The organism is Rhodococcus sp. (in: high G+C Gram-positive bacteria) (genome assembly GCF_049299235.1).
In the GTDB taxonomy this organism is placed as follows: Bacteria; Actinomycetota; Actinomycetes; order Mycobacteriales; family Mycobacteriaceae; genus Rhodococcus.
Genome location: NZ_JBAQXC010000121.1, coordinates 1 through 22,965, shown reverse-complemented (window position 1 = coordinate 22,965; position 22,965 = coordinate 1). Strand labels below are relative to the sequence as shown.

At 66.7% G+C, this 22,965-nt stretch carries 18 protein-coding genes and 1 pseudogene; 10 read left to right on the top strand and 9 right to left on the bottom strand.

Going from position 1 to position 22,965, the window contains the following annotated elements:
* Window positions 1-157: 157 nt before the first annotated feature.
* Window positions 158-1,406, bottom strand: a pseudogene (locus tag WAX14_RS07690) (IS3 family transposase).
* 24 nt (window positions 1,407-1,430) lie between these two features.
* Between WAX14_RS07690 and WAX14_RS07685 the strand changes: the two are divergent.
* Complete coding sequence (locus WAX14_RS07685; protein WP_422627496.1) at window positions 1,431-1,724, top strand: hypothetical protein; 294 nt, start codon at window positions 1,431-1,433, stop codon at window positions 1,722-1,724.
* 239 nt (window positions 1,725-1,963) lie between these two features.
* On the opposite strand, the gene WAX14_RS07680 is transcribed toward WAX14_RS07685, so the two are convergent.
* Complete coding sequence (locus tag WAX14_RS07680) at window positions 1,964-2,386, bottom strand: hypothetical protein (RefSeq protein WP_422627499.1); 423 nt, start codon at window positions 2,384-2,386, stop codon at window positions 1,964-1,966.
* A gap of 125 nt (window positions 2,387-2,511) precedes the next feature.
* The gene (locus WAX14_RS07675; RefSeq protein WP_422627495.1) at window positions 2,512-4,044 is read right to left on the bottom strand and encodes an amino acid permease; all 1,533 of its coding nucleotides are present in this window, start codon (window positions 4,042-4,044) and stop codon (window positions 2,512-2,514) included.
* A gap of 218 nt (window positions 4,045-4,262) precedes the next feature.
* Here WAX14_RS07675 and WAX14_RS07670 point away from each other — a divergent pair, with 218 nt between their 5' ends.
* Entirely contained in the window at window positions 4,263-4,772 is a 510-nt protein-coding gene (locus WAX14_RS07670; RefSeq protein WP_422627494.1) for an Lrp/AsnC family transcriptional regulator, read from the top strand.
* 160 nt (window positions 4,773-4,932) lie between these two features.
* Here the strand turns inward: WAX14_RS07670 and WAX14_RS07665 are convergent, their stop codons facing one another.
* From WAX14_RS07665 to WAX14_RS07650, 4 genes are all read right to left on the bottom strand, one after another.
* Window positions 4,933-6,057 (bottom strand): Glu/Leu/Phe/Val family dehydrogenase, encoded by a 1,125-nt coding sequence (locus WAX14_RS07665; RefSeq protein WP_422627493.1) that lies wholly within the window; start codon window positions 6,055-6,057, stop codon window positions 4,933-4,935.
* A 56-nt stretch (window positions 6,058-6,113) separates the two neighbouring features.
* Window positions 6,114-9,566, bottom strand: a complete 3,453-nt coding sequence (locus tag WAX14_RS07660; RefSeq protein ID WP_422627492.1) for an indolepyruvate ferredoxin oxidoreductase family protein — start codon at window positions 9,564-9,566, stop codon at window positions 6,114-6,116.
* Window positions 9,567-9,742: 176 nt separating this feature from the next.
* Window positions 9,743-10,192: a MarR family winged helix-turn-helix transcriptional regulator gene (locus WAX14_RS07655; RefSeq protein WP_422627491.1), complete on the bottom strand. Its 450-nt coding sequence runs from the start codon at window positions 10,190-10,192 to the stop codon at window positions 9,743-9,745.
* Entirely contained in the window at window positions 10,189-10,878 is a 690-nt protein-coding gene (locus WAX14_RS07650; RefSeq protein WP_422627490.1) for a DJ-1/PfpI family protein, read from the bottom strand. Before WAX14_RS07650 ends, WAX14_RS07655 begins: the two co-directional genes overlap by 4 nt.
* Window positions 10,879-11,218: 340 nt before the next feature.
* Between WAX14_RS07650 and WAX14_RS07645 the strand changes: the two genes are divergently transcribed.
* The 7 genes from WAX14_RS07645 to WAX14_RS07615 all read left to right on the top strand — a co-directional run bounded on the left by WAX14_RS07645 (window position 11,219) and on the right by WAX14_RS07615 (window position 16,644).
* On the top strand, window positions 11,219-11,560 hold the full coding sequence (locus tag WAX14_RS07645) for a hypothetical protein (protein WP_422627489.1): 342 nt from the start codon (window positions 11,219-11,221) through the stop codon (window positions 11,558-11,560).
* 126 nt (window positions 11,561-11,686) lie between these two features.
* Window positions 11,687-12,838 carry an ABC transporter substrate-binding protein gene (locus tag WAX14_RS07640; protein WP_422627488.1) on the top strand — a complete coding sequence of 384 codons (1,152 nt, stop codon included), beginning with the start codon at window positions 11,687-11,689 and terminating at the stop codon, window positions 12,836-12,838.
* Window positions 12,839-12,923: 85 nt separating this feature from the next.
* The gene (locus WAX14_RS07635) at window positions 12,924-13,883 is read left to right on the top strand and encodes a FecCD family ABC transporter permease (protein WP_422627498.1); all 960 of its coding nucleotides are present in this window, start codon (window positions 12,924-12,926) and stop codon (window positions 13,881-13,883) included.
* The gene (locus tag WAX14_RS07630) at window positions 13,876-14,667 is read left to right on the top strand and encodes an ABC transporter ATP-binding protein (RefSeq protein WP_422627487.1); all 792 of its coding nucleotides are present in this window, start codon (window positions 13,876-13,878) and stop codon (window positions 14,665-14,667) included. The genes WAX14_RS07635 and WAX14_RS07630 overlap by 8 nt, the downstream gene beginning before the upstream one ends.
* On the top strand, window positions 14,664-15,302 hold the full coding sequence (locus WAX14_RS07625; RefSeq protein WP_422627486.1) for a hypothetical protein: 639 nt from the start codon (window positions 14,664-14,666) through the stop codon (window positions 15,300-15,302). The genes WAX14_RS07630 and WAX14_RS07625 overlap by 4 nt, the downstream gene beginning before the upstream one ends.
* 2 nt (window positions 15,303-15,304) lie before the next feature.
* Window positions 15,305-15,973: a hypothetical protein gene (locus WAX14_RS07620; RefSeq protein WP_422627485.1), complete on the top strand. Its 669-nt coding sequence runs from the start codon at window positions 15,305-15,307 to the stop codon at window positions 15,971-15,973.
* On the top strand, window positions 15,970-16,644 hold the full coding sequence (locus WAX14_RS07615; RefSeq protein WP_422627484.1) for a hypothetical protein: 675 nt from the start codon (window positions 15,970-15,972) through the stop codon (window positions 16,642-16,644). Before WAX14_RS07620 ends, WAX14_RS07615 begins: the two co-directional genes overlap by 4 nt.
* Before the next feature lie 40 nt (window positions 16,645-16,684).
* Here WAX14_RS07615 and hutC read toward each other — a convergent pair whose 3' ends face one another.
* Together hutC and WAX14_RS07605 are read right to left on the bottom strand one after the other, a co-directional pair.
* Complete coding sequence (gene hutC, locus WAX14_RS07610) at window positions 16,685-17,440, bottom strand: histidine utilization repressor (protein WP_422627483.1); 756 nt, start codon at window positions 17,438-17,440, stop codon at window positions 16,685-16,687.
* A gap of 57 nt (window positions 17,441-17,497) precedes the next feature.
* Window positions 17,498-20,896, bottom strand: a complete 3,399-nt coding sequence (locus WAX14_RS07605) for an NAD-glutamate dehydrogenase domain-containing protein (protein ID WP_422627497.1) — start codon at window positions 20,894-20,896, stop codon at window positions 17,498-17,500.
* A gap of 292 nt (window positions 20,897-21,188) precedes the next feature.
* On the opposite strand from WAX14_RS07605, the gene hutU reads away from it, so the two are divergent.
* Window positions 21,189-22,862 (top strand): urocanate hydratase, encoded by a 1,674-nt coding sequence (gene hutU, locus WAX14_RS07600; protein WP_422627482.1) that lies wholly within the window; start codon window positions 21,189-21,191, stop codon window positions 22,860-22,862.
* Window positions 22,863-22,965 lie beyond the last annotated feature (103 nt).

The following is a 22,965-nucleotide window of genomic DNA, read 5'->3' as shown; positions in this document are numbered from 1 at the left end:
TCGACCGCCCTCAACGCATACCACGACAACATATTCGGCAACGCCGACGACCAGAGAGCATTCGAATCGGTCTTTCGCGGCAACGGCCAGCCGACAGGGATGAGCAGGTGGCCAGTATGAGAAACATTGTCAAGCCCCGGGTTTTGTGGAGAGTCAATCAGCTGGTTTTCAGTAGTGAGATCTGGCGAAGACCCTCGTCGTGCTGGGCCTCCCAGTGGCGTGCTTCGAACTCGGCCGGCGGGATCTGCCCGATCTCACCGTGAAGCCTGCGCTCGTTGAACCAATCCACGTACTCGGCAACGGCGATCTCGACGTCCTCGATCCCGCGCCACGGCCCCTTGTTTCGGATCAACTCCGCTTTGAACAACGAATTGTACGCCTCCGCCATGGCATTGTCATACGAATCACCGCGTGAGCCAACAGAAGCCACTGCATCGGCCTCGGCAAGTCGGTCCGTGTAGCGTACTGCTCGATACTGCACTCCACGGTCGGAATGATGAACCAACCCCGACAGGTCCTCCCCTCCGTGCGTGCGCCGCCAGATCGACATCTCCAACGCGTCCAACGCCAGATCGGTATACAGCGAGGTCGCGACCTGCCAGCCGACCACCATCCGCGAGAACACATCGATCACAAACGCCGCATACACCCAGCCGGTGAACGTTTTGATGTAGGTGATATCGGCGACCCACAACGTGTTCGGAGCATCCGCCACGAACCTGCGCTCGACCAGATCCTTCGGCCGCTCGGTCTCTGCCTTCGGTTTCGTGGTGCGTGGACTTTTCGCTCGCACAACGCCTTTCAGACCATATTGTTTCATCAGTTGTTCCACGGTGCAACGTGCCACAGTGACGTTCTGCCGCTTCAGCTCGGCGAAGACTTTGCGAACGCCGTAGACACCGTAGTTCTCGGCGTGGATCGTGGTGATCTGCTCGGTCAACTCCCGATCCCGGAGCGAGCGCTCCGATTCCGGCCGCGACGTGGCAGCGTAGTAGGTGCTCGGCGCGATCGCTGCGTCGGTATCTTCCAACGCCTCGCAGATCGGCTGGACGCCGTGCTCCTGCTTGTGACGGTCGATGAATTCGACCTTCATCTGTGTGGACGGTCCAGCTCCGTCGCGAAGAAACCGATGCCTGCTTCAAGATCGTGTTGGGGCAGCGGAGTTCGCGGTTCTCCCGTTCGAGTTCGGCGATGCGGGCAGCGTCGTCACTGGTGGTTCCCGCTCGCAGTCCTTCGTCGGTTTCGGCGCGTTTGACCCAGGTCCGGAGCGCTTCGGGGTGGATACCGAGCTGGTCGGCGATGCGTTTGATGGCGCCGGTCCGGGTTGAGGGGTCCTGACGTGCGTCGAGGGCCATGCGGGTAGCGCGTTCTCGTAGCTCGTCGGGGTATTTGCGTGGTGCGGCCATGGGGATCATCCTTCCGTGTTTTGGATGTCTCCATCAAAGCCGGGGCGGTTCACCGACACATCTTCTGCGGCACCACAAACCACCACACCGACCGCCACGCCACCCGTCGACGACACCGGACAACCCCAATGGCAGGCACCCACCTACGACGTGTTCACCGGCTGGACCATCGACATCGACGGCACCTCCGGCTACGCCCACACCGACGCCTGCCGACACTGGGGCCACCAATACGCTCCCAACGCAATCCCCGACGACTACTTCATCCTCACCACCGACACCCCACCCGACACCCTCCCGGCATACCCCGGATGGTGACCATCAGCCGCAAAGGCAATCTTCACAAGTGTGGATCATCAACTCAGCGCGCAGGCACACGATCGGTGACGACCCCATCGCGGCGCGCTCGGGAACGCGATCCGCTACGTCGAATCCCAACCGCCGGCGCCGCCGTCCGCGAGGACCGCGATGTCTGGGCGGTCATCGGCAGGTCGTACACGCCAACCCCGCACGACAGTGCCGATCATTCGGGCACTGCCGTACCGGCTGGTGCGCACTCACGGGACGGAGAAAGTCCCGATACCCGGCGTGATCACACCGCCGGCGGACGACGTGACGACGACAACAACCTGACCTGCACCGGTCGGTACGACCGCTGCGGCCGGAATCCCGTTCAATCCGTCCGACAGGCGTGCGGTTCCCGATGTCCCGGTCGACAGGTTCAGCCACTGCACGTCGGCCATGAGGAGGCACCCCCACCGGTCGTCTTTGCCTCCGGTGATCGTCACGGAACCGGGGTGCTCGCCGACGATCGCCACGCACCGGACCGAGGGAGCATCGAAGCTGCCGTTCGGATTGCCGAACGGCGCCGGGTCGATCTGGAATGGGATGGTCTCTGCCGCGGACGCGATGTTTGCCGGCACCAGGGCCGACAGTGCGACCGTGGCCGCACACGCCGCCACTCGATACACGATTCTCATCACGGCACTCTCCTCTGGTCGGATTGCGGGTACGGCGCCCATCCTGCACCAGAACGGGCACGCGCACAGTCGGTCCGCCCACCCCGATGCCGGGACAGGCGGACCGTATCGGCGTGCGAGCGCTCCTACACGAGTTCGGGTTCCGGCTCGGGTGTGTGCTCGACCTGCGTCGCACCCGCCCGAAGTCGTTGTCCCAGGATCGACTTGCGGCGACCGTACGCGAAGTAGACGAGCACCCCGAGTGCCATCCAGGCGACGAACCGGATCCAGGTTTCGACGGACAGGTTGAGCATCAGCCAACCGCACGCGAGCACCGCGAGGATCGGCACCAGCGGCACGAACGGGACGCGGAAACCACGGGGAAGGTCCGGGCGGATCCGGCGCAGCACGATGACCCCGATACACACCAGCGCGAATGCGAAGAGGGTGCCGATGTTGACCATTTCCTCGAGCACACCCATCGGGAAGACCGCCGCGAGGACCGCGACGACGGCGCCGACCAGCAGCGTGATCCGCACCGGGACACCCTTGTGGTTGGTGGTCGCGAGTTTTTTGGGCATCAGTCCGTCTCGGGACATCGCGAACAGCACGCGGGTCTGGCCCAGCATCATCACCATCACCACTGTGGTGAGACCGGCGAGGCCGCCGATGTTGATGACCGTCTCGGCCCACGTGATGCCGTGTGCCTCGAACGCGGTGGCGAGGGTGGCACTGCCGTCGCCGACGAGTGCGCTGCCGGTCCTCAGGTCGGTGTACTTGACCATGCCGGTGAGCACGAGGGTGACGCCGACGTACAGGACGGTGACGATGGCGAGCGAGGCGAGGATTCCTCGTGGCAGTGCCTTCTGCGGGTTCTTCGTTTCTTCGGCGGTGGTGGCGACGACGTCGAATCCGATGAACGCGAAGAACACCAGGCTCGCGGCGGCCAGCAGGCCGTACCACCCGTACGTGCTGCCGCCGGCGCCGGTGAGTGCCGAGAACAGCGACTGGTGCACGCCGGTGGCGGTGGTCTGCACGTCCTCGGCCTGCGGGATGTACGGCGAGTAGTTGCTCTTGTCGATGTAGAAGATTCCGACGACGATCACCAGTAGCACCACGGCGACCTTGATCGCGGTGACCACGGCGGATACGCGGGAGGACATCTTGGTGCCGACGGCGAGGACGATGGTGATGGCGCCGACGATGAGCAGGGCACCCCAGTCGACGGCGACCGGCCCTACGTGCAGGGTGGTGGCGCCGGCGCCGAGCATTCCCCCGAGATACAGCGACCATCCTTTCGCGACGACCGCGGAGGCGAGCGCGAACTCGAGGATCAGGTCCCACCCGATGATCCAGGCGACGAACTCACCGAAGGTCGCGTAGGAGAAGGTGTAGGCGCTGCCGGCGACCGGAACGGTCGAGGCGAACTCGGCGTAGCAGAGGGCCGCGAGGCCGCAGGTGATGGCGGCCAGAACGAATGCGAGCGAGATCGACGGTCCGGCAACGTTCCCGGCGGTGCGGGCGGTGAGCGTGAAGATGCCGGCGCCGACCACGACGGCGACTCCGAACACGGTGAGGTCTTTCGCCGTGAGTTCCCGCTTGAGTGTCGAACCGGGTTCGTCGGTGTCGGCGATCGACTGTTCGACTGATTTGGTGCGCCAGATACCTACTCCGGGCATGGTGTGCTCCTCGGTGTGGATTGTGTTGCCGCCGGACCTCATGGGTAACCGGGGACTTCAACGCTCACGGATGGCGCGCAGCGGTGCGTCGAATGAGCTTCGCATGAGCATTTCAATGCAGTAATCATGGCACTATCGCATGGACTGTCAAGATGTTTCGAAACAGCTATACACTATGTTCAATGCGTGACTCGCATCACACCAGAAGGGATGTCACCATGCTCAGTCTCGACCGCCTCGACGCGGCCCTACTCGCCGAACTCACCGACAACCCGCGAGCCGGAATCGTCGATCTGTCGGCGAAACTCGGTGTCGCACGCAATACCATCCAGTCGCGAATCCGGAAGCTCGAGGAGTCCGGTGCGGTGACGGGCTACCGGCCCGTCGTCGACCTACCGAAACTCGGACTACCCCTGCAGGCGTTCATCGGCGCCGAACTCGTTCAGGCCAGGATGGGCCACGTCATCGGCCAACTCGAGGCATTTCCTCAAGTACTCGAGGTCCACGCCACCACCGGGCGGGAGGATCTGCTGATCCGGATGGCCGCACAGTCGCAGGAGGATCTGCTGCAGGTACTCGAGCGCATCCACTCCATCGAAGGTGTCGCTCACACCACCACGACGCTGGCGCTGACGACCCCGGTTGCGTACCGGACCCAGCCGCTGCTCGATCACCTCACCCGAGGTTCCGGACACGGCCGTTCGACACCCGTCGCAGACCTCCCCTGATCTGCACGACATCCCGTGCGGGCGTGGCAATCCAGGTAGGCAAAGCAATTCGGGAAGACAGCAGGGCAGGCAGACACAGCAAGGCAGGGGAGCCGCCGTGGCGACTCCCCTGCTCCGATCCTCCGCTGTCCGGACCCGGCCCTGCCGTGCTACCCCATCGTCACACCGCGTCGATGCGCTGCTCCGCGATCCGGTTCGCGGCGATACCGAGTCCGGTACCGAGAACCTCTGCCATATCGAATATCTCAGCGGTTCGTTCGAAGATCGCCTCGACGTCGGACCGCACGGCCGCCGCATCCGACCCGTCGACTTCGCCCGCGACCTGAATCAGCCCGCCCGCATTGGCGACATAGTCGGGTATCCACGTGATGCCCCGTTCACCGAGCATGTTGTCGACCTCGGGGACGGTGAGCTGGTTGTTCGCCGCGCCGCACACCAGTCGCGCATCGAGCGACCGCGCGGTGGCGGGAGACAACGTTCCGCCGAGCGCACACGGTGCGTACACGTCGAGTGGCATCTCGATGACACTGTCGACGGCCCGTGCACCCGGGAAGTCCGAGACGACACGTTCGACGGCAGCGGGATTCACGTCCGACACCACGACCTGTGCGCCGTCGGCAGCGAGCAGGCCCACGAGGGCATGGCCGACCTTCCCCAAACCCTCGACTCCGACCACGCGACCTTCCAAAGTGGCTGTTCCCCAGATATTTTCGGCACCTGCCCGCATCGCTTGGAATACCCCGAGTGCGGTGAGCGGCGAACTGTCGCCCGATCCACCGGCCGCCGCGGTTCGTCCGACGGCATGGGTGGTGCACTGTCCGACGATGTCGAGGTCGGAGGCGTACGTACCCACATCTGCGGCGGTGATGTAGCGTCCGCCGAGCGAGTCGACGAACCGGCCGTATGCCGCGAGCAGTGCGTCGGTCTTGACGACGGCCGGATCCCCGATGATCACGGCCTTCCCACCCCCGAGGCGCACTCCCGACACGGCAGCTTTGTAGGTCATCCCCCGCGACAGTCGCAGCACATCCTCGAGGGCCTGCGCTTCGTCGGCATAGGGGTAGAAGCGGGTGCCCCCGAGTGCGGGTCCGAGTGCGGTCGAGTGGATCGCGATAATCGCGCGCAGACCGGTCTCGGCATCCTCACAGAAGACGACCTGCTCGTGCGGGCGGTCCGACAGGCGGTGGGAGCGGTCGAACACGCCGGCAGCAGCGTTCTCGGTGGATGCGGCGCATTCGACGGAGGCGGTGTCCGCGATCGTGCGGGGGGCGGTGGAGATACTCATGCGGCGGATTCCTTTTGGGTGGTGGAGTTCTGGAACTATTCGGAGAGCCGTACCGACTACGCTTCGACGCCGAGTTCGGCAAGTTGCGCGCGGTAGCGTTCGACGGAACGCAGTTTGACATCCTCGTAGCCGCGAACAGTGTCGGCCAGTTCGGCGATGCGGACCGCACGGTCGTAGGTGGCGTCATCCAGTCCGGCAGCGAGATCCCGGACGGTGCCGGTGTACTGCGCGAGCAATTCGCGTTCGACCTTACGCACGTGGGCGTAGCCGAACGGATCGAGTCGGGTACCGCGCAGTTTCTTGCCCTTCGCCAGGAGTCGTAGTGCCATATGGCTTTTCGGACCGAATCCGACCTTTTTCGTGCGGCCGAGCGCCCGCAGTGCGGTCGGGTGCAGCCGATAGGTCAGATCCGCGCCGCCGGGAACCTGCGCCTGCACCTCGTCGAGGAAGGCCGGATCGACGAGCATCCGCGCGACCTCGTACTCGTCCTTGTACGCGGTGAGTTTGAACAGTCCCCGTGCAACGGCCTCACTGAAGTGGGTGCGGTCGGTGACCTCGCGTTCGGCGTCCCACACGGTCTGCACGAGGTCGATGTACCGGGCGGCCGGCCGCCGACCCTGATAGTCGATCAGTGCCGCTGCGCGGATCCGCACCAGACGCAGCACCTCACCGTCGAAGGTGGTGTCGGCGAACAGTTCTTCCGGAGCAACAGTGGCGGCGCGCTGCACCCGGACGGGTTCGGTCGCGGCGGTGAACGCGGCGGGATCGGCGATCGCGGCGCGTCCCCAGCGGAAGGCCGCGATGTTCGCCGCGACCGCGACACCGTTGAGTTCGATCGCCTCCTCGATGGCCGCGGCCGGGATCGGCAGTCCACCGAGTTGGTGCGCGGCACCGACGATGAGGAAGTTCGCGGCGGCGGTGTCACCGAACAGTGCCTGTGCGGCGGCGAGCGCGTCGAATGCGACGAGCCTGGCGGTGGCCGCGTCGACTCGTGCCAGCAACTCGGATTCCTCGGGGTGACGGATGGTCCGGTCGTACACCATGTCGCCGGTGGGGGTGCGGCTCGTCGATGCGACCGCGATCGTGCCGGCGGCGTCGGCGTAGGCGAGGTTCTTCGCGTCGGCGGCGGTGAGCAGGTCGAGGGCCAGCAGGCTGGAGGCTCCGCCGGTGGCGACCCGGTTGCCGGGGTCGAGTCCGTCGGCAGCGAACCGCAGATGCGATACGACGGGTCCGGCCTTCTGGCTCATCCCGATCTGGTCGAGGGATTCGACATCGAAGCCGGCTCGCATCGCCGCGGTCGCGAGAACCTGGTTGACGGTGACGATTCCGGTCCCGCCGATCCCGGCGAGGAACACGTTGCGGGTGCCTGCGGCCACGATCTCCACATCGGGTGCGGCGGGTGGAACGGGTGCGGTGCGCCGCTCACGGGTGCGGGCGGGGTCGACCTCGACGGTGACGAAGGACGGGCAATCGCCGTCGAGGCACGAATAGTCGGTGTTGCACGAGGTCTGGTCGATTCGGGTCTTCGAACCGAACTCGGTGTCGACGGGCTGCACCGACAGGCAGTTGCTCTTGACGCCGCAGTCGCCGCAGCCCTCGCACACCGCTTCGTTGATCACCACGCGGGTGGTGCGGGCAGGCAGGGTGCCGCGTTTGCGCTGTCGCCGGGCATCCGCGGCGCAGTGCTGGTCGTAGATGAGCACGGTGACGCCGGGAACCTCCCGCAGCACCCGTTGCGCTTCGTCGAGCCGGTCTCGGTGCCACACGGTGACGCCGCGCGCGAGGGTGCGCTTGCGGTGTCGTTTCGGTTCGTCGGAGCAGATGATGATTTTCCGGACGCCTTCGGTGCTCAGCTTGTGGGTGAGCGCGGGCACGGTCAGTGCGCCTTCCGCGTCTTGTGCGCCCGTCATGGCCACGACGTCGTTGTAGAGGAGCTTGAAGGTGATGTTCACTCCGGCCGCGACACATGCCTGCACGGCGAGCTGCCCGGAATGGAAATATGTTCCGTCACCGAGGTTTTGGAACATGTGGCCGATATCGGTGAACGGGGCCTGGCCGATCCACTGAGTGCCTTCGCCGCCCATCTGGGTCAGCCCGGTGACCGCGCTGTCGGCGCGGCCGGACATCGTGACCAGTGCGTGGCAGCCGATACCGCCTCCACCGATCGATCCGTCCGGCAAGGCAGTCGACCGGTTGTGCGGGCAGCCGCTGCAGAAGTAGGGGGTGCGGGTGGCCGACAGCACCTCGAGCGGAAGTTGCGGTAGCGGCGCGGGCCCGAGGTCCACATGCCCCTTCAGGACGCGGCGCAGGGGGCCGCGGATACGGCCGGCGGTCAGTTCACCGTCCACGGGAACGAGGAGTCGCCCGGCGGTGTCCTTCTTGCCGACGATCTCGGGGGGTGCTGCTGTCCCGTAGAGGATCTCGCGGATCTGGGTCTCGACGAACGCGGTCTTGTCCTCGACCACGACGATGCGTTCGAGTCCGTCGGCGAATTCCCGGACGAGGTCCGGTCCGATCGGGTACGGCATCCCGATGCGCATCAACCGGATTCCGGCTCGGCGCAGATCGGCGTCGGTGACGGACAGGTCGAGCAGCGCCTGGCGCAGTGCGTCGAAGGTGGTTCCGGTGGCGACCAGGCCGATTCGGGCCGCCGCGGGATTCACTTCGATGGTGTCGAGGGCGTTGGCCTTGCCGTAGGCGTGCACCATCGCCCAGCGCGGCCCGTACAGGTCGGCTTCGGCGATCACGCTGTCGACGGGGGCGGCCATCGGGCGCTGCGTGTAGGTGAACGGTTTTCCGTTCCAGGTGATGTCCGGGACGGTGATCTCGGTGTCGGCAACCGATCCGTCGACGCTCCACGCGCCGTCGGCGACGTCCGCGACGATCTTGAGGGCGACGACGCAGCCCGACGCACGTGAGAGCGCGACACCGTGCATGCCCATCGCGACGATCTCCGCGGCGTTGCGCGGGAACAGCACCGGAATGCCGAGGGCTGCCAGTGATCGCTCGCTGACGGCTGGCACGGTCGACGACTTGGACGCGGGGTCGTCGCCGACCATCAGCAGCATGCCGCCGGTGGGCGAAACCCCGTACATGTTGGCGTGCCGCAAGGCATCGGTGGCCCGGTCGAGACCGGGGCCTTTGCCGTACCAGACACCGACGACTCCGTCGTGTGTCGGGGTGCCGGCGCCGAGCCGGCCTTGACTACCCCACACCGACGTCGCGGCGAGTTCCTCGTTGAATCCCGGCGTGAAGGTGATGTCGTGCTCGGCGAGCACCTTCGGCATCCCGTGCAGCAACTTGTCGAGACCACCGAGGGGGCTGCCCGGATACCCGGAGACGAAGGTCGCGACACGCCTGCCGTCGCGGATATCGCGCACATGCTGTTCGACGAGTTGCCGGGCGATAGCTTGCACGCCGGTGAGTAGCACTGTCCCGGAGCCGGAGCGGTATCGGTCGTTCAGATCGTAGGGCAGGCTATCGCTTTCACGGACCGCGATCTCGGTCATCGCACACCACCGCTCCTTTGCGACATCCGTTGTGCAGCGTCGCTCTAGTCACATCATTTGGTGCAGCAATAGTCGCTAGCGCTAACCGAAGCCGTCAACAGTTGTCCGAACAACTGAGCATTTCTATCATTTAGTGATGCAGACCACATGCCCGAGTGGTCACAGTGTTCAGGGCACTACCCGGCGACCCGCATCGCCTCGAGCGCGACCGAGAGCCGTTCGAGAACCCGGACCGTCTCGGCGAAGCTCTCGGCACCGAGCGCAGCCGCGAGCCGCGCGGCGAACTCGGCGTGCGCGGGTCCGATGCGGTCGATCGCCGCAACGCCCGCCGCGGTGGGTGTGACGAGCTTGGCCCTGCGATGCGCCGGATTCGGCACGTACTCTGCCAACCCCTGATCGACGAGCAGGTCCGCGATCCGTTGCACCGACTGCCGCGTGATGCCCATTGCGCGCGCAATCCCGGCGACGGTCAGTGGTTCGCGCAGGACCGCGCCGAGCACCTGCCATCGAGCCGCAGTCAGCCCGGCAGGTTCGGCAAGCCCGTCCGCGACCGAGAGGAACTGGCCGTTCAGCCGGAAGACACCGAGTGCCGCCCGGCTGAGCAGATCCTGTTCGGCCCGGCTCACCGATCACCGCCCGCCGCAGCCTGTTCCGCCACAGCCTGTTCCGCCACAGCACGTTCGGCCGCAACACGTTCGGCCGCAGCACGTTCCGCGGCGTCGAGGATCGGGAAGGCGTCGGCATCGGAGTCGTGGAACAGCCGATACCACGCGTCGAGCACGTCGCCCTCGTACACCCCGAGCAGGGCGAAAATGTCGCGGGCGAAGGCCACCGGATCGGTGCCACCCGCGGTGATCAGGTTGCCGTCGCTGACGGCATCGGCCTCGATGTAGTGACCCGAGCCCGCATACCCGGTAGCCGCGAGATAGAAGGACACGTTGCTGGTGTGATCGCGGTCGTCGAGCAGTCCCTCCCGCGCGAGCCCCGCGGTGGCGCCGCAGATGGCCGCGACGGGAACCCCGGCCTCGAGGAACTGTCGGGCGAGACGCCCGTACGGTGCGAGCTCGTCACCGGTCTCCCACAGGTCGGCACCGGGAAGTATCAGCAGCGCGGCACGATCGACGCCCACCTCGCCGATCTCCAGGTCCGGGAGGATGCGCAGACCGCCCAAGGTCGTGACGGGCTCATGACTCGGCCCGACGGTGCGGATCGGATATCCGGCCCTGGCCAGGTACGCGGTGGCGTGACCGGGTTCCCAGTCGGCGAGTGTGTCGTAGACGGCGACGTACACGGTATCGAGCGTGGCATTCACGGCAACCTCCAAGTTTCCACCGGGACCAGACGTAAGCATCCTGTCAATACGACAGTACACTGTCAATGTTTCGATTCAGCCGGAGTCGTCGACGACCCACCGGACCCGGGAGTACGATTTGTGGTGTACAGCACATTTGCCGCACGTTCCGCGGCGAATGGAACGCGATGAGCACACGATCCCGCCCACAGCCCGGCGGTCACGTCGACCGACGTGACCCGATCGCTCCGTGCACATCCGGCTCGCCGCACCCCGCAGGACACCGCGGCGACCGCACCGTCGCCCGGTTCAGCGCCGGGCCCGCACCGTCAGCCGACATCGCCTCCGAAAGGACGCTGTCATGCGCAGAACATCCACCATCGCAGCACTCGCCGCGACCGCGGCGCTCACACTCGGCTCGGGGGTCGCCGCCGCCGACCCCATCGGATACCCAGCCGAGGGCGTGCCCGACGTCGTCGGCATGAGCGAACAGAACGCGACCACGACCCTCACCAATGCCGGAATCCCGTACTCGATCACGAACAAGTCGGGCAGCACCATGACCGAGTGCACCGTGACCGACCAGCGCGACAAGGGGTACATCACCGAGACCCGCGCCGAATGGGACTCGACCGACCACGAATGGGACTACGTCGAGTACGACGTCTGGCAGGGCGTGGGCCTGACCGTGTTCTGCAACTGACGGGCCGGCCGCCACGGCCCGGGAGCCGACATTGCACATCAGTAAGCTTAGGGTTACTTTATCTTCTTAAGGTTTACCTAACCTTCCTGGCCTCCGGGTCGGGTTTGCCGTGCCTCCGGAGTCTGCATGTCTCGCGTTCCCCACTCGTCCCCACTCGAATTCACCCGCCGGAGTCTGCTCCGATCCGTCGGCGTCGGCGCGCTCGCCCTGGGCGCACTGGGGGTCACCGCCGCATGTTCGAGCCGCGACGTGCTCGACGAATCCGAGGCTGGATCCACCACCAGCGGACCGATCACGATTGTCGACCAGTACGACAACACCGTGACCTTCGACTCCCCCATCGGCCGCATCGCCACCATGATCATCCCCGTACCGTCGATGATCATCGCGTCCGACCGCAGCGACTCCCGCATCGTGGGCGTCAACTCGTCCTCGATCTCACTGGCCGAGAAGGGAATGCTCGGCCGCATGTTTCCGACCTTCCTCGACACCCCGGTGGTCTCGGGCCCCGATTTCGTACCGAATGTCGAGCGGGTGCTCGAACTGAATCCCGACGTCGTGATCCAGTGGGGACACATGGGCGACGAGATCGTCGCCCCGCTCCGCGCCGCAGGACTGAAAGTCGTGCAACTCAAATACGGAACCCAGGAGGATCTCGAGGCCTGGATAGCACTGTTCGGCACCCTGCTCGGCAAGGAAGCCGAGGCCGACCGCGTCCTGGAATCCATGTCCGCCGACCGGGCCACCGTCGAACAGGTCGCCGCCGCATCCACCGCACAACCCCGGACGTTGTACCTCTACAACGCACCCGAGACGAAGGTCGCGGGCGCGGACAGCTACATGGACTTCTGGATCGGCCTCAACGGCGGAACCAACGTCGGCCTGGCCGCAGGCAGCGGCTCGAGCATCGCCGTCACGAAAGAACAGATCCTGCAATGGGATCCGGAAGTGTTGTTCCTCGGCAACTTCGATCAGGTGGTCCCGGCCGACATCTATGCCGATCCCGCCTATGCATCACTGTCGGCGGTCCGTGAACGCCGGGTGTACAAGGCGCCGATCGGTGGCTTCTCCTGGGATCCGCCGTGCAACGAATCGAATCTGATGTGGCTGTGGGTCTCCAGCGTTCTGCATCCCGGCACCGACCACGACCTGCGCGCCCGGATCCGGACCACCTATGACCAGTTGTACGGCTACGACGTGACCGACGCCGACATCGACGACATCCTTCACTACGACGCCAACTCCGTGAGCGCGAATTATGACCTCTTCCGCGCATGACACGGTGACCGCGGCTCCGGTTTCCGACAAGCGCGATACCACCTGGGTCTCGGTGATTCTCGTTGCCGGAGTCCTCGGTGTCGCGATGGCGGCGCTCGCGCTCGGTCGCTACTCGATACCGGTCAACGAGGTCGCCCGCATCCTGATCGACCAGATATATCCGCTGCCGCGCACCTGGACCGACGCAGAGCAACAGGTCGTACTCAGTGTCCGGCTGCCACGGGTACTGCTGGCGATGCTCATCGGCGGCGGTCTCGCGCTCGGCGGGGCCGCACTGCAGGCGGTATTCCGTAATCCGCTGGTGAGCCCGCAGGTACTGGGCGTGTCGTCCGGGGCGTCCTTCGGCGGGGTGCTGGTCATGATGCTCGGCCTCGGCTCCGCAGCGCTGGTCGGTGGGGCGTTCGCATTCGGGCTCGTCGCGCTCGGCATCGTGATGTGGATCGGGAAGACCGGGCGGGGCGGTTCACTGCTCATGATCGTGCTCGGCGGCATCGTCGTCAGCGCCCTGTTCTCCGCCCTCGTCTCGCTGGTGACATACCTCGCCGACCCGTACACGACCCTGCCGTCGATCGTGTTCTGGCTCATGGGTTCCCTGGCCACCGCGAACGCGACGAAGGTTCTCGTCGCAGCCGTCCCGATCCTCGCCGGTGCTACCGTCGTCCTGGCGCTGCGGTGGCGGGTGAACATCCTGTCCCTCGGCGACGACGACGCGCGGTCGCTCGGCATCGACCCCGGGCGCCTCCGGGCCGTCCTGCTGACCGTCGTCGCGCTGATGACGGCGGGTGCCGTCGCCGTCGGCGGTGTCATCGGCTGGGTCGGTCTCGTCGTCCCGCACATGGCCAGGCTGTGGGTGGGGCCGGACCACCGTATCTCGATGCCGACGACGTTCGCGCTCGGCGCGATCTATCTGACGGTGATCGACACGCTGTCCCGCACCATCAGTACCGCGGAGTTGCCGATCGGCATTCTCACCGCGATCATCGGTGCCCCCGTGTTCGTCCTCCTGCTCAGGAGCACTCGCAGACAGGCCTTCATCGATGCTTGAAGTACACGATCTGGGTTTTCGATACCCGAACCGCGACTGGGTTTTCCGGCACACCGATCTGACGATCCGATCCGGTGGCATCACATCGATCCTCGGACCCAACGGGCAGGGAAAGACGACGTTGCTGCGGTGCATCGCCGGCCTGTCGGATCCCCTCGAAGGGCACGTGCGGCGGGACGGTTCGTTCGGATATGTCCCGCAATCGACCGGATCGACGTTCGGCTACACCGTCTTCGACATGGTGCTCATGGGCCGCGCGAAGATGGTCGGGATGTTCGCGACCCCCGGCCGCATCGACCGAGCGCGCACCGGCGAAGTACTCGAACGGGTCGGTGTGGCCGACCTCGCCCACCGAGCGTTCTCCGAACTGTCCGGTGGGCAGCGGCAACTCGTGCTCATCGCCCGCGCACTCGCCTCGGAGTGTTCGTTCCTCATCCTCGACGAACCGGTCTCGGCCCTGGACCTGCGCAACCAGGCCGTGGTCCTGGAACTGCTCCGCGACCTCGCCGCGGAGGGCATGGGCATCCTGCTCACGACCCACCATCCCGACCATCCGCTGCATCTCGGGGGTTCGGCGATCGTGATGTGCGCACCTGAGGACATCCGGCACGGGCCGGTCGAGGACCTCGTCACCGACGAGACCCTCACCGAACTCTACGGAATCGACGTCGCCAGCGCCGTCGTCGACGATCGCGGCGCACCGCGCACCGTCCTCTACACCCGATACGATCAGGCCGTTCGTCACACGACCGGAGCGACCGGGCGAGCGGAGTCGGCAGCATGAGGGCGACATCTGTTGCACCGGTAGTGAATCTGGTGATGGGGACGGACTTCGGTGCGTCGGCGCACCCCTCGTCGGTAGATCTCGATCTCTACGAACTCTCGGCGGATCATCTGGCCGCAGCGCGGGGCCTGCTGATCGGAGGGAACGCCGATCAGGTGTTCCTCGAACGGCACCGAGACCTCCTCGCAGGATTCGCCGGCACCGGGGGGCGTATCGCCGTCATGGGACACGCTGTCACGAATTTTCTTCCCGGACTGGGTGTCTGGCGACCACTGTCGCATTCGGGATCGGCAGACCTGCAGATCGTGGCCGGGGCGGATCATCCCGTCTGGGCAGGAGTGGATCGCGCCGACATCAGCCACCGACGCGGCGTCTCCGGCTTCTATGCCCGCGGCTACAGCGACACCCTGCCCGATGGTGCCCGTGTCACCAACCGCATCGGCCGGCACGAACTTCCGGTCGACTACGTCTATCCGATCGGCGCCGGCGAAGTTCTCGTGCACGGCGGACTGGATCTCGCCGTGTTCGGCGACGATCCGAACACCGGGTCCCGAATGTTCCCCCAACTGCTCCGATGGCTCGGTGGCACGCCCGAACCCGGTGTGCCCGAACCGACCCGGCACACAAGGAAGTGATCGTGTCTCGATCCCATCAGCCCGCCACAGCGCATCGCTCCGCCACCGACGGTGATCCCGCCGGTAGTGATTCCACCGGGATCGCACCGGTCCTGCATGTGACGATGGGCACGGACGACCTCACCGGCGAGCCCGGCGCCCATCCTCGAGTCGGGTACGTCGACGTCTATCGGCTACCCACGATCGACCTGAGCGACGTGCGCGGACTCATCCTCGGTGCCGGCGTCGACCAGATCTTCCTCGAACGGCATCGCGGGTTGCTCACCGAATTCGCCACCCGCGGTGGCCGCATCGCCGTGATGGGGCACGCACTGACCGAATTCCTTCCCGGGCTCGGTGTGTGGCGCAAGATCGCATACACCGGCCCGAAGGACCTCGCGATCACCCTCGGCGACCCGCACCCGGTGTGGGTGGGCGTCGATCCGGCCGACCTCAGCGTCCGTAAGGGCGTCACCGGATTCTATGCGCGCGGCTACGTCGACAAGATTCCCGACGCCGCGATCGTCACGACGCGCATCGGCCGGCACCGCTTGCCGCTCGACTTCGTCTCCCCGCTCGGGGACGGCCAGATTCTCGTGCACGGCGGCAACGATCTGACCGGCTGGCACAACGACCCGAACACCTCCGCACGGATGACTCCGCAACTGATCGATTGGCTGACACAGCGATGACCACGACCGAACCCTTCTCCCGCACCGATGTCGCGCCGCTACGCGGCCGGAACCTGGCCATCGTCCACGGCGGCTCCTACCCGCATCTGCAGACGATGAAGGACCCGGCGGTGCTCGCCTACCAACCGGACTTCCACTACCTGGCCGACCTCACCGACGGCGACCTCGACGACTACACGACCGTGATCATCGGCGACCGCCTGCATCCCGGACTCGTGGCCCGGCACGCGGCGACATTCCGGGCGGTGGCCGAACGCGGCGGCACCCTCGTCGTGCTCGGCGAAAACGGCGTCCACACCTGGCTGCCCGGCGTCGCATGGGAAGCCCGCCCGACCAACTTCTGGTGGTGGCTCAGCGGCGAAGATCCGTTGATCCGCACCCGCAGCCACAACCACGGTGCGTGGGCGTATCTGAGTACCAAGTCGGTCATCTGGCACCATCACGGACTGCTCCGCACCGACGCGGACGTGGTGCCGCTGGTCGTGTCCGAGGAACCCGACACCGACGGTCACGCCCACGATGCGGGCATGATGCTCTACGAGGACACAACCTCGACACCGGGGCGACTCATCGTCACGACCCTCGACCCGATGTTCCACCACGGCAGCAACTTCATGCCGGGCGCAACCCGGTTCCTGTATGCCCTGCTGCGGTGGGTCGACCACACCTGACCACCGACGCGGACGGGCCGTCCACCCGTCCGCGACCGGTTCACCGTTCGAACGTTCCCTCGAGCCGGTTGCGTGAACCCGGATGCACAAGCCTGGCCGCACTCACCAACCCACGGTCCGACCAGGTCCGCCGCCGGATCAGCAGGCACGGTTCGGAGTGATCGATCCGGAGCAGTCCGCACTCGTCCGGGTCGGCGAGTACGGCTTCGACGATGTGCTCTCCGCGCACCAGCGGAGCGACACGGCTCAGATAGTCGTTCGGTGTGAGCACGGTGAAGTCCTGCTCGAGATATTCGGGTGCCTGTGCGGGATCGACGAATCGATCCTCGAGCTGGATCGGTGTGTCGTCCTCGAAATGCACCAGCACCGAATGGAACACCCGAGGTCCGAGGGCACCATGAAGGTGTGTGCGGGCGCTGTCCCCCTTCTCCTCCCGAGCGAAGATCACCTCGGTGCGATGCCGGTGGCCGCGCTGCGCGATTTCGTCGGCGATGTTGCGCACCTCGAACAGCGGCGAGGCGGTTTTGGTGCCCGCGACGAAGGTGCCCACGCCCATCATCCGGACGACGAGGCCTTCACCGGCCAATTCGCGCAACGCCCGGTTGATCGTCATCCGCGACAACCCGAGGGCGACGACGAGCTGATTCTCGGACGGCAACTGGTCGCCTTCCGACCAGCGGCCCGAACGGATCTGATCCGTCACCATCTTCTTGACCCGTTCATAGGCGGGCGCGGAATCGCCCCCCGCACCGGCGAACAATGCGGCAAGATCCGCGTTCACATCCACCACCGTCATCGCGTGCCTCTGCTCCTGGACAATACGCACCGCTCGATCCGGCACGGCAGGTGAAGTCTACCGAGCGGTGGTTCTCACCATGTTCCGCAGTTGACGTGACGCGACGGTGATCGCGGCCAGATCGTGTTGATCGGACGCGGCGATCTCCGCGAGGGTGTTCCGCGCCCGCCGCAGTCGGGACTCGTTGTGTTCCTCCCACTCCTCGATCATCCGGTCCGTGTCGTCGCCGGCCACCGCCGACGCGAGAACGTCCAGTGTCAGCGCCCGCACGCTGTCGTACAGTTCGTCGCGCAACGAGAGCCGCGCGAGCGCATCCCACCGGCTCGCCTTGCCCAGCGCGGACACCCCGTTGAGCAGCGGAACGAGACCGACCCGCTCGCACAGCCGGAAGTACAGTTCACCGGTGACGACGATGTCGCGGTCGGCCGACTCGGCGATCTCCACCACGTCGAGCAGACCGAACCGGTCGAGCGCCAACTCGACGTCTCGGACCAGGTCTTCGGGCGCGCCGCGTTCGGAGATCGCGCGGGTACGCTCGCGAAGATTGGTGCGGTCGGCGCCCACCAGCCATTCCTCGAGGTGCGCCGACGCCGTCTCGATGCGCTCACGGAACCGCGCGATCTCCGCGTTCACCGCGAGCGGTTGCGGCCGCCGGTGCAGCATCCATCGCGACGCGCGGTCCAGCAGCCGTCGGGTCACCAGAACCAGTTCGTCGGCGATCGCGCTCGGCACGTCGGCGGCCGCGATCCGGGACCACAGGGCGGGCAGTTCGAAGACGTCGCTGACGACGCCGAACGCCCGGACCGCGTCGTCCGCCGTCGCACCGGTCTCCTCGACGAGCCGATAGACGTAGGTGATGCCGCCGTGGTCGACGACCCGGTTGGTCAGCGCGGTCGCGACGATCTCGCGGCGCAGCCGGTGCCGGTCGATCGCATCCGGATGGTCGCGGCGCAGCGGCGTCGGGAAGTAGCCACGCAGGACCGGTAGGTACACGTCGTGGTCGACCAGATCACCGGCCAGCAGTTCACCTTTCAGGTCGAGCTTCACGTGGGCCATGAGGGTCGCGAGTTCCGGCGCAGTCAAGCCTCCACCTGCCCGGTGACGCGCGGCGAGCGCGGCCGTATCCGGCAACATCTCGAGCGCGCGATCGAGCGCCCCGTCCGCCTCGAGCGCCGCGATCTGGCGTCCGTGCGCGCCGATCATCACGGCGGCGTCGGCGAGCGCGGTGCCCATCAACTCGTTCTGGGAGATGTTGTCCGCGAGGACCAGTGCGGCCACCTCGTCGGTCATGCCGGCGAGCACCCGGGTGCGCGACTGCGAGTCGAGAGCACCGGAGCCGACCAGGTCGTCGAGCAGGATCTTGATGTTGACCTCGTGATCGGAGCAGTCGACACCGGCGGAGTTGTCGAGGGCGTCGGTGCCCACTCGTCCGCCGGTGCGAGCGAACTCGATCCGCGCCGCTTGCGTCAGGCCGAGGTTGCCGCCCTCGCCGACGACCCGGGCCCGCAGATCGCATCCGTCCACGCGCACACCGTCGTTCGCTTTGTCGCCGGCATCGGCGTGCGACTCGGTGGATGCCTTGACGTAGGTGCCGATGCCGCCGTTCCACAGCAGGTCGGCCGGGGCGCGGAGGATCGCCCGGATCAGTTCGGGTGGGGTCATCTCCGTGACGTTCCCGTCGAGTCCGAGGACGCGCCGGATCTCGTCGCCGACCGGGACGGATTTCGCGCTGCGCTCCCACACACCGCCGCCCGCGCCGATCAACGACCGGTCGTAATCAGCCCACGACGACCGCGGCAGCGCGAACAGTCGCTCGCGTTCGGCGTACGACCGGTCCGGGTCGGGGTTCGGGTCCAGGAACACGTGCCGGTGATCGAACGCGGCCACGAGCCGAATGTGCTTGCTGCACAACATGCCGTTTCCGAAGACGTCGCCGCTCATGTCGCCGATACCGACGACGGTGACGTCCTCGCGCTGGCAGTCGACATCCAATTCACGGAAGCGACGTTTGACGCTTTCCCAGGCTCCGCGCGCGGTGATGCCCATCGCCTTGTGGTCGTATCCCACCGAACCGCCCGACGCGAAGGCGTCGCCGAGCCAGAAGCCGTACTCGGCCGCCACCTCGTTGGCGATGTCGGAGAACGACGCCGTGCCCTTGTCCGCAGCAACCACGAGGTAGGAGTCGTCGCCGTCGCGACGGACAACGCCCGGCGCCGGGATCACCGCGCCGGTGGTCCGGTCGATGTTGTCTGTGACATCGAGCAGGCTGCGGATGAACAGGCGGTAGCCCGCCGTCCCCGCGTCGGTCCGGGCGGCGCGATCGGCCGAGGCGTCGCCGGTGGGGGCAGGCGGCCGCCGGAGCACGAAGCCACCTTTCGCGCCGACCGGCACGATCACGGCGTTCTTCACGGCCTGCCCCTTGACCAGGCCCAGCACCTCGGTGCGGAAGTCGTCGCGACGGTCCGACCATCGCAGCCCACCACGTGCGACCGCGCCGAACCGCATGTGTACTCCCGCGACGTCCGGCGAGTACACGAAGATCTCGTGGCGAGGACGTGGCTCCGGCAGCGCACCGATCTCCCGCGAATCGAATTTCAGCGCGAGTGCCGCGCGCGTCGGCGTGGCGAAGTGGTTGGTACGCACAGTGTTCCGTATGGCGTCGAGCAGTGCCCGGAAGATCCGGTCCTCGTCGAGACCGGAGACCGCGTCGATCGACGCGGTGACCGCGGTCGCGGCGTCCGCGCCGCCGTCCTCCGTGCTCCGGGCCGGATCGAAGCGCGCGGTGAAGCACCGCACCAGGGCCGCGGAGACGGCCGGGTAGCGACACAGGACGTCGGCGACATACGTGCTGCCGTAGGGCAGTCCGCCTTGCCGAAGGAACTCGGCGTATGCGCGCAGGACGGTCACCTCACGCCAGTGCAACCCGGCCCGCGCGATCAACTCGTTCAGCCTGTCGGGTTCGGATGCACCGAGCCACAGTGCTTCGACGGCCGCCTCGAACCGGCGCGCGAACGCGTCGATGTCGTCGGCCGGTGCGATCGGGTAGCCAACCGTGAACACGTAGATCCAGCACGGGACGCCCGCCGGCGAGACCCACGCGTAGGGCCGCTCGTCGAATACCTCCACACCGAGGCTCTGCAGCAGTGGCATCAGGTCACCGAGTGAGGCGGGCCTGCCGCCGACGTACAGGGTCAGCCGGTGGGTTCCGCGGGCCGTCTCGTCGGGGACGAGCCGCACCCCGAGGCTGCCGTCGCCGAACCCGGCGAGGACGTCGAGGTCGGCGCGGGCCCGCTCGGGGTCGACGTCCTGCTTGTATCCGGTGGGGAGTCCGGGTAGCAGACGTGCGTAGTGCTCTCGTGTCGCGGGGGCGGCGTCGGCGAGTAGTCGTTGGTCCCATTCGCGGAAGATGTGGGCGAGAGCGGCGTCGATCTCGCGGGTGTCGGTGTGGGTGGGGATCGTGGGGGCGGGGACGGTGCGGGCGGGAACGGTGTTCATCGGTGAACCTTTCGCCGGGTGCCACGCTGCACTCGGCTGGTCGTCGGGTCCGGATTCCGGGTCGAACTCCTCGTGGCGCGGGACGGTTTCTGTGGAGCGCCTCTTGACACGAGCTTGTATAGACAGGAATATACAAGTCATCGTTGCAGAACGTGAGCCAGCGCACAACACCTGGGCGCCGCGGACGACACGGCGTCGGACCGCAGTCACGTCCAGGCAGCGCCGTCACCGTCTCGATCACCAGGAGTCACTCATGGACATCACCTCACCCGGCCACGAGGCCCGCCCGGTCCGCGCTCCCCGCGGCTCCGACCTGAACACCCTCGGGTGGCAGCAGGAGGGCGCACTGCGCATGCTCATGAACAACCTCGACCCCGAGGTTGCCGAACACCCCGACAACCTGGTCGTCTACGGCGGCACCGGTCGCGCCGCCCGCAGCTGGGCCGCGTTCGACGCCATGGTCGCGACCCTGAAGACCCTGAAGAACGACGAGACCATGCTGGTCCAGTCCGGCAAGCCGGTCGGCGTCTTCCGCACCAACGAGTGGGCGCCGCGCGTGCTGCTCGCGAACTCCAACCTGGTCGGCGACTGGGCCAACTGGGAGCAGTTCCGCAAGCTCGAGGCCGAGGGCCTCATGATGTACGGCCAGATGACCGCCGGATCCTGGATCTACATCGGCACCCAGGGCATCTTGCAGGGAACCTACGAAACCTTCGGTGCCATCGCCGACAAGCGGTTCGGCGGCACCCTCGCCGGCACCATCACCCTCACCGCAGGCATGGGCGGCATGGGCGGCGCGCAGCCGCTGGCCGTCACCATGAACGAGGGCGTCGCGATCTGCGTCGACTGCGACGTCACCCGCATCGACCGTCGCATCGCCCACAAGTACCTCGACACCAAGGCCGACAGCATCGAGCACGCGCTGCAGCTTGCCGTCGAAGCCCGCGATGCCCGCACGCCACTGTCGATCGGCCTGGTCGGCAACGCCGCCGAGATCTTCCCGGCGCTGCTGAAGATGGACGCACCCATCGATATCGTCACCGATCAGACGTCGGCGCACGACCCGCTGTCCTACCTGCCGCTCGGCATCGACTTCGCCGACATGAAGACGATGGCCGAGAAGGACCCGGCCCGGTTCACCGAGGATGCCCGCACGTCGATGGCCGCGCACGTCGAGGCGATGGTCGGCTTCATGGACAAGGGCGCCGAGGTCTTCGACTACGGCAACTCCATCCGTGACGAGGCCCGCAAGGCCGGCTACGACCGCGCGTTCGAGTTCCCCGGTTTCGTCCCGGCCTACATCCGGCCGCTGTTCGAGGAAGGACTCGGCCCGTTCCGCTGGGCCGCCTTGTCGGGCGACCCCAAGGACATCGCGGCGACCGACAAGGCGATCCTCGAACTCTTCCCGGAGAACGAGCACCTGCGGCGCTGGATCGAGATGGCCGGTGAGAAGGTCGCCTTCGAGGGCCTGCCCGCCCGTATCTGCTGGCTCGGCTACGGCGAGCGCCACCGCGCCGGCCTGAAGTTCAACGAGATGGTCGCCAGCGGCGAGCTGTCCGCACCGATCGCGATCGGCCGCGACCATCTCGACTCCGGCTCCGTCGCCTCCCCGTACCGCGAGACCGAGTCGATGAAGGACGGTTCGGACGCGATCGCCGACTGGCCGCTGCTCAACGCCCTGGTCAACACTGCCTCCGGCGCGTCGTGGGTGTCGATCCACCACGGCGGCGGCGTCGGCATGGGCCGTTCGATCCACGCCGGCCAGGTGTGCATCGCCGACGGCACCGAGCTGGCCGCGAAGAAGATCGAGGCGGTTCTCACCAACGACCCGGGCATGGGCGTCATCCGGCACGCCGACGCCGGCTACGAGCACGCCATCGACACCGCCCGCGAGCGCGGCGTGCGAATCCCGATGTCCGAGAAGTGATCCGAATCCCGAACTCGGATCGGAACCGAACACAGCTCACCGCGACCGCGGTGAGCCCGGACCGGCGGTAGCGACGCCGACTCCCCGACGAGCGGCAACGTGC

Bases quoted from the DNA above. Each gene is read 5' to 3' on its own strand.
- WAX14_RS07615 (WP_422627484.1), top strand. From the start codon at position 15,970: ATGACCACGACCGAACCCTTCTCCCGCACCGATGTCGCGCCGCTACGC.
- WAX14_RS07635 (WP_422627498.1), top strand. From the start codon at position 12,924: ATGGCGGCGCTCGCGCTCGGTCGCTACTCGATACCGGTCAACGAGGTC.
- WAX14_RS07625 (WP_422627486.1), top strand. From the start codon at position 14,664: ATGAGGGCGACATCTGTTGCACCGGTAGTGAATCTGGTGATGGGGACG.
- WAX14_RS07640 (WP_422627488.1), top strand. From the start codon at position 11,687: ATGTCTCGCGTTCCCCACTCGTCCCCACTCGAATTCACCCGCCGGAGT.
- hutU (WP_422627482.1), top strand. From the start codon at position 21,189: ATGGACATCACCTCACCCGGCCACGAGGCCCGCCCGGTCCGCGCTCCC.
- WAX14_RS07680 (WP_422627499.1), bottom strand. From the start codon at position 2,386: ATGAGAATCGTGTATCGAGTGGCGGCGTGTGCGGCCACGGTCGCACTG.
- WAX14_RS07630 (WP_422627487.1), top strand. From the start codon at position 13,876: ATGCTTGAAGTACACGATCTGGGTTTTCGATACCCGAACCGCGACTGG.
- WAX14_RS07660 (WP_422627492.1), bottom strand. From the start codon at position 9,566: ATGACCGAGATCGCGGTCCGTGAAAGCGATAGCCTGCCCTACGATCTG.
- WAX14_RS07685 (WP_422627496.1), top strand. From the start codon at position 1,431: ATGTCTCCATCAAAGCCGGGGCGGTTCACCGACACATCTTCTGCGGCA.
- WAX14_RS07665 (WP_422627493.1), bottom strand. From the start codon at position 6,057: ATGAGTATCTCCACCGCCCCCCGCACGATCGCGGACACCGCCTCCGTC.
- WAX14_RS07645 (WP_422627489.1), top strand. From the start codon at position 11,219: ATGCGCAGAACATCCACCATCGCAGCACTCGCCGCGACCGCGGCGCTC.
- hutC (WP_422627483.1), bottom strand. From the start codon at position 17,440: ATGACGGTGGTGGATGTGAACGCGGATCTTGCCGCATTGTTCGCCGGT.
- WAX14_RS07675 (WP_422627495.1), bottom strand. From the start codon at position 4,044: ATGCCCGGAGTAGGTATCTGGCGCACCAAATCAGTCGAACAGTCGATC.
- WAX14_RS07670 (WP_422627494.1), top strand. From the start codon at position 4,263: ATGCTCAGTCTCGACCGCCTCGACGCGGCCCTACTCGCCGAACTCACC.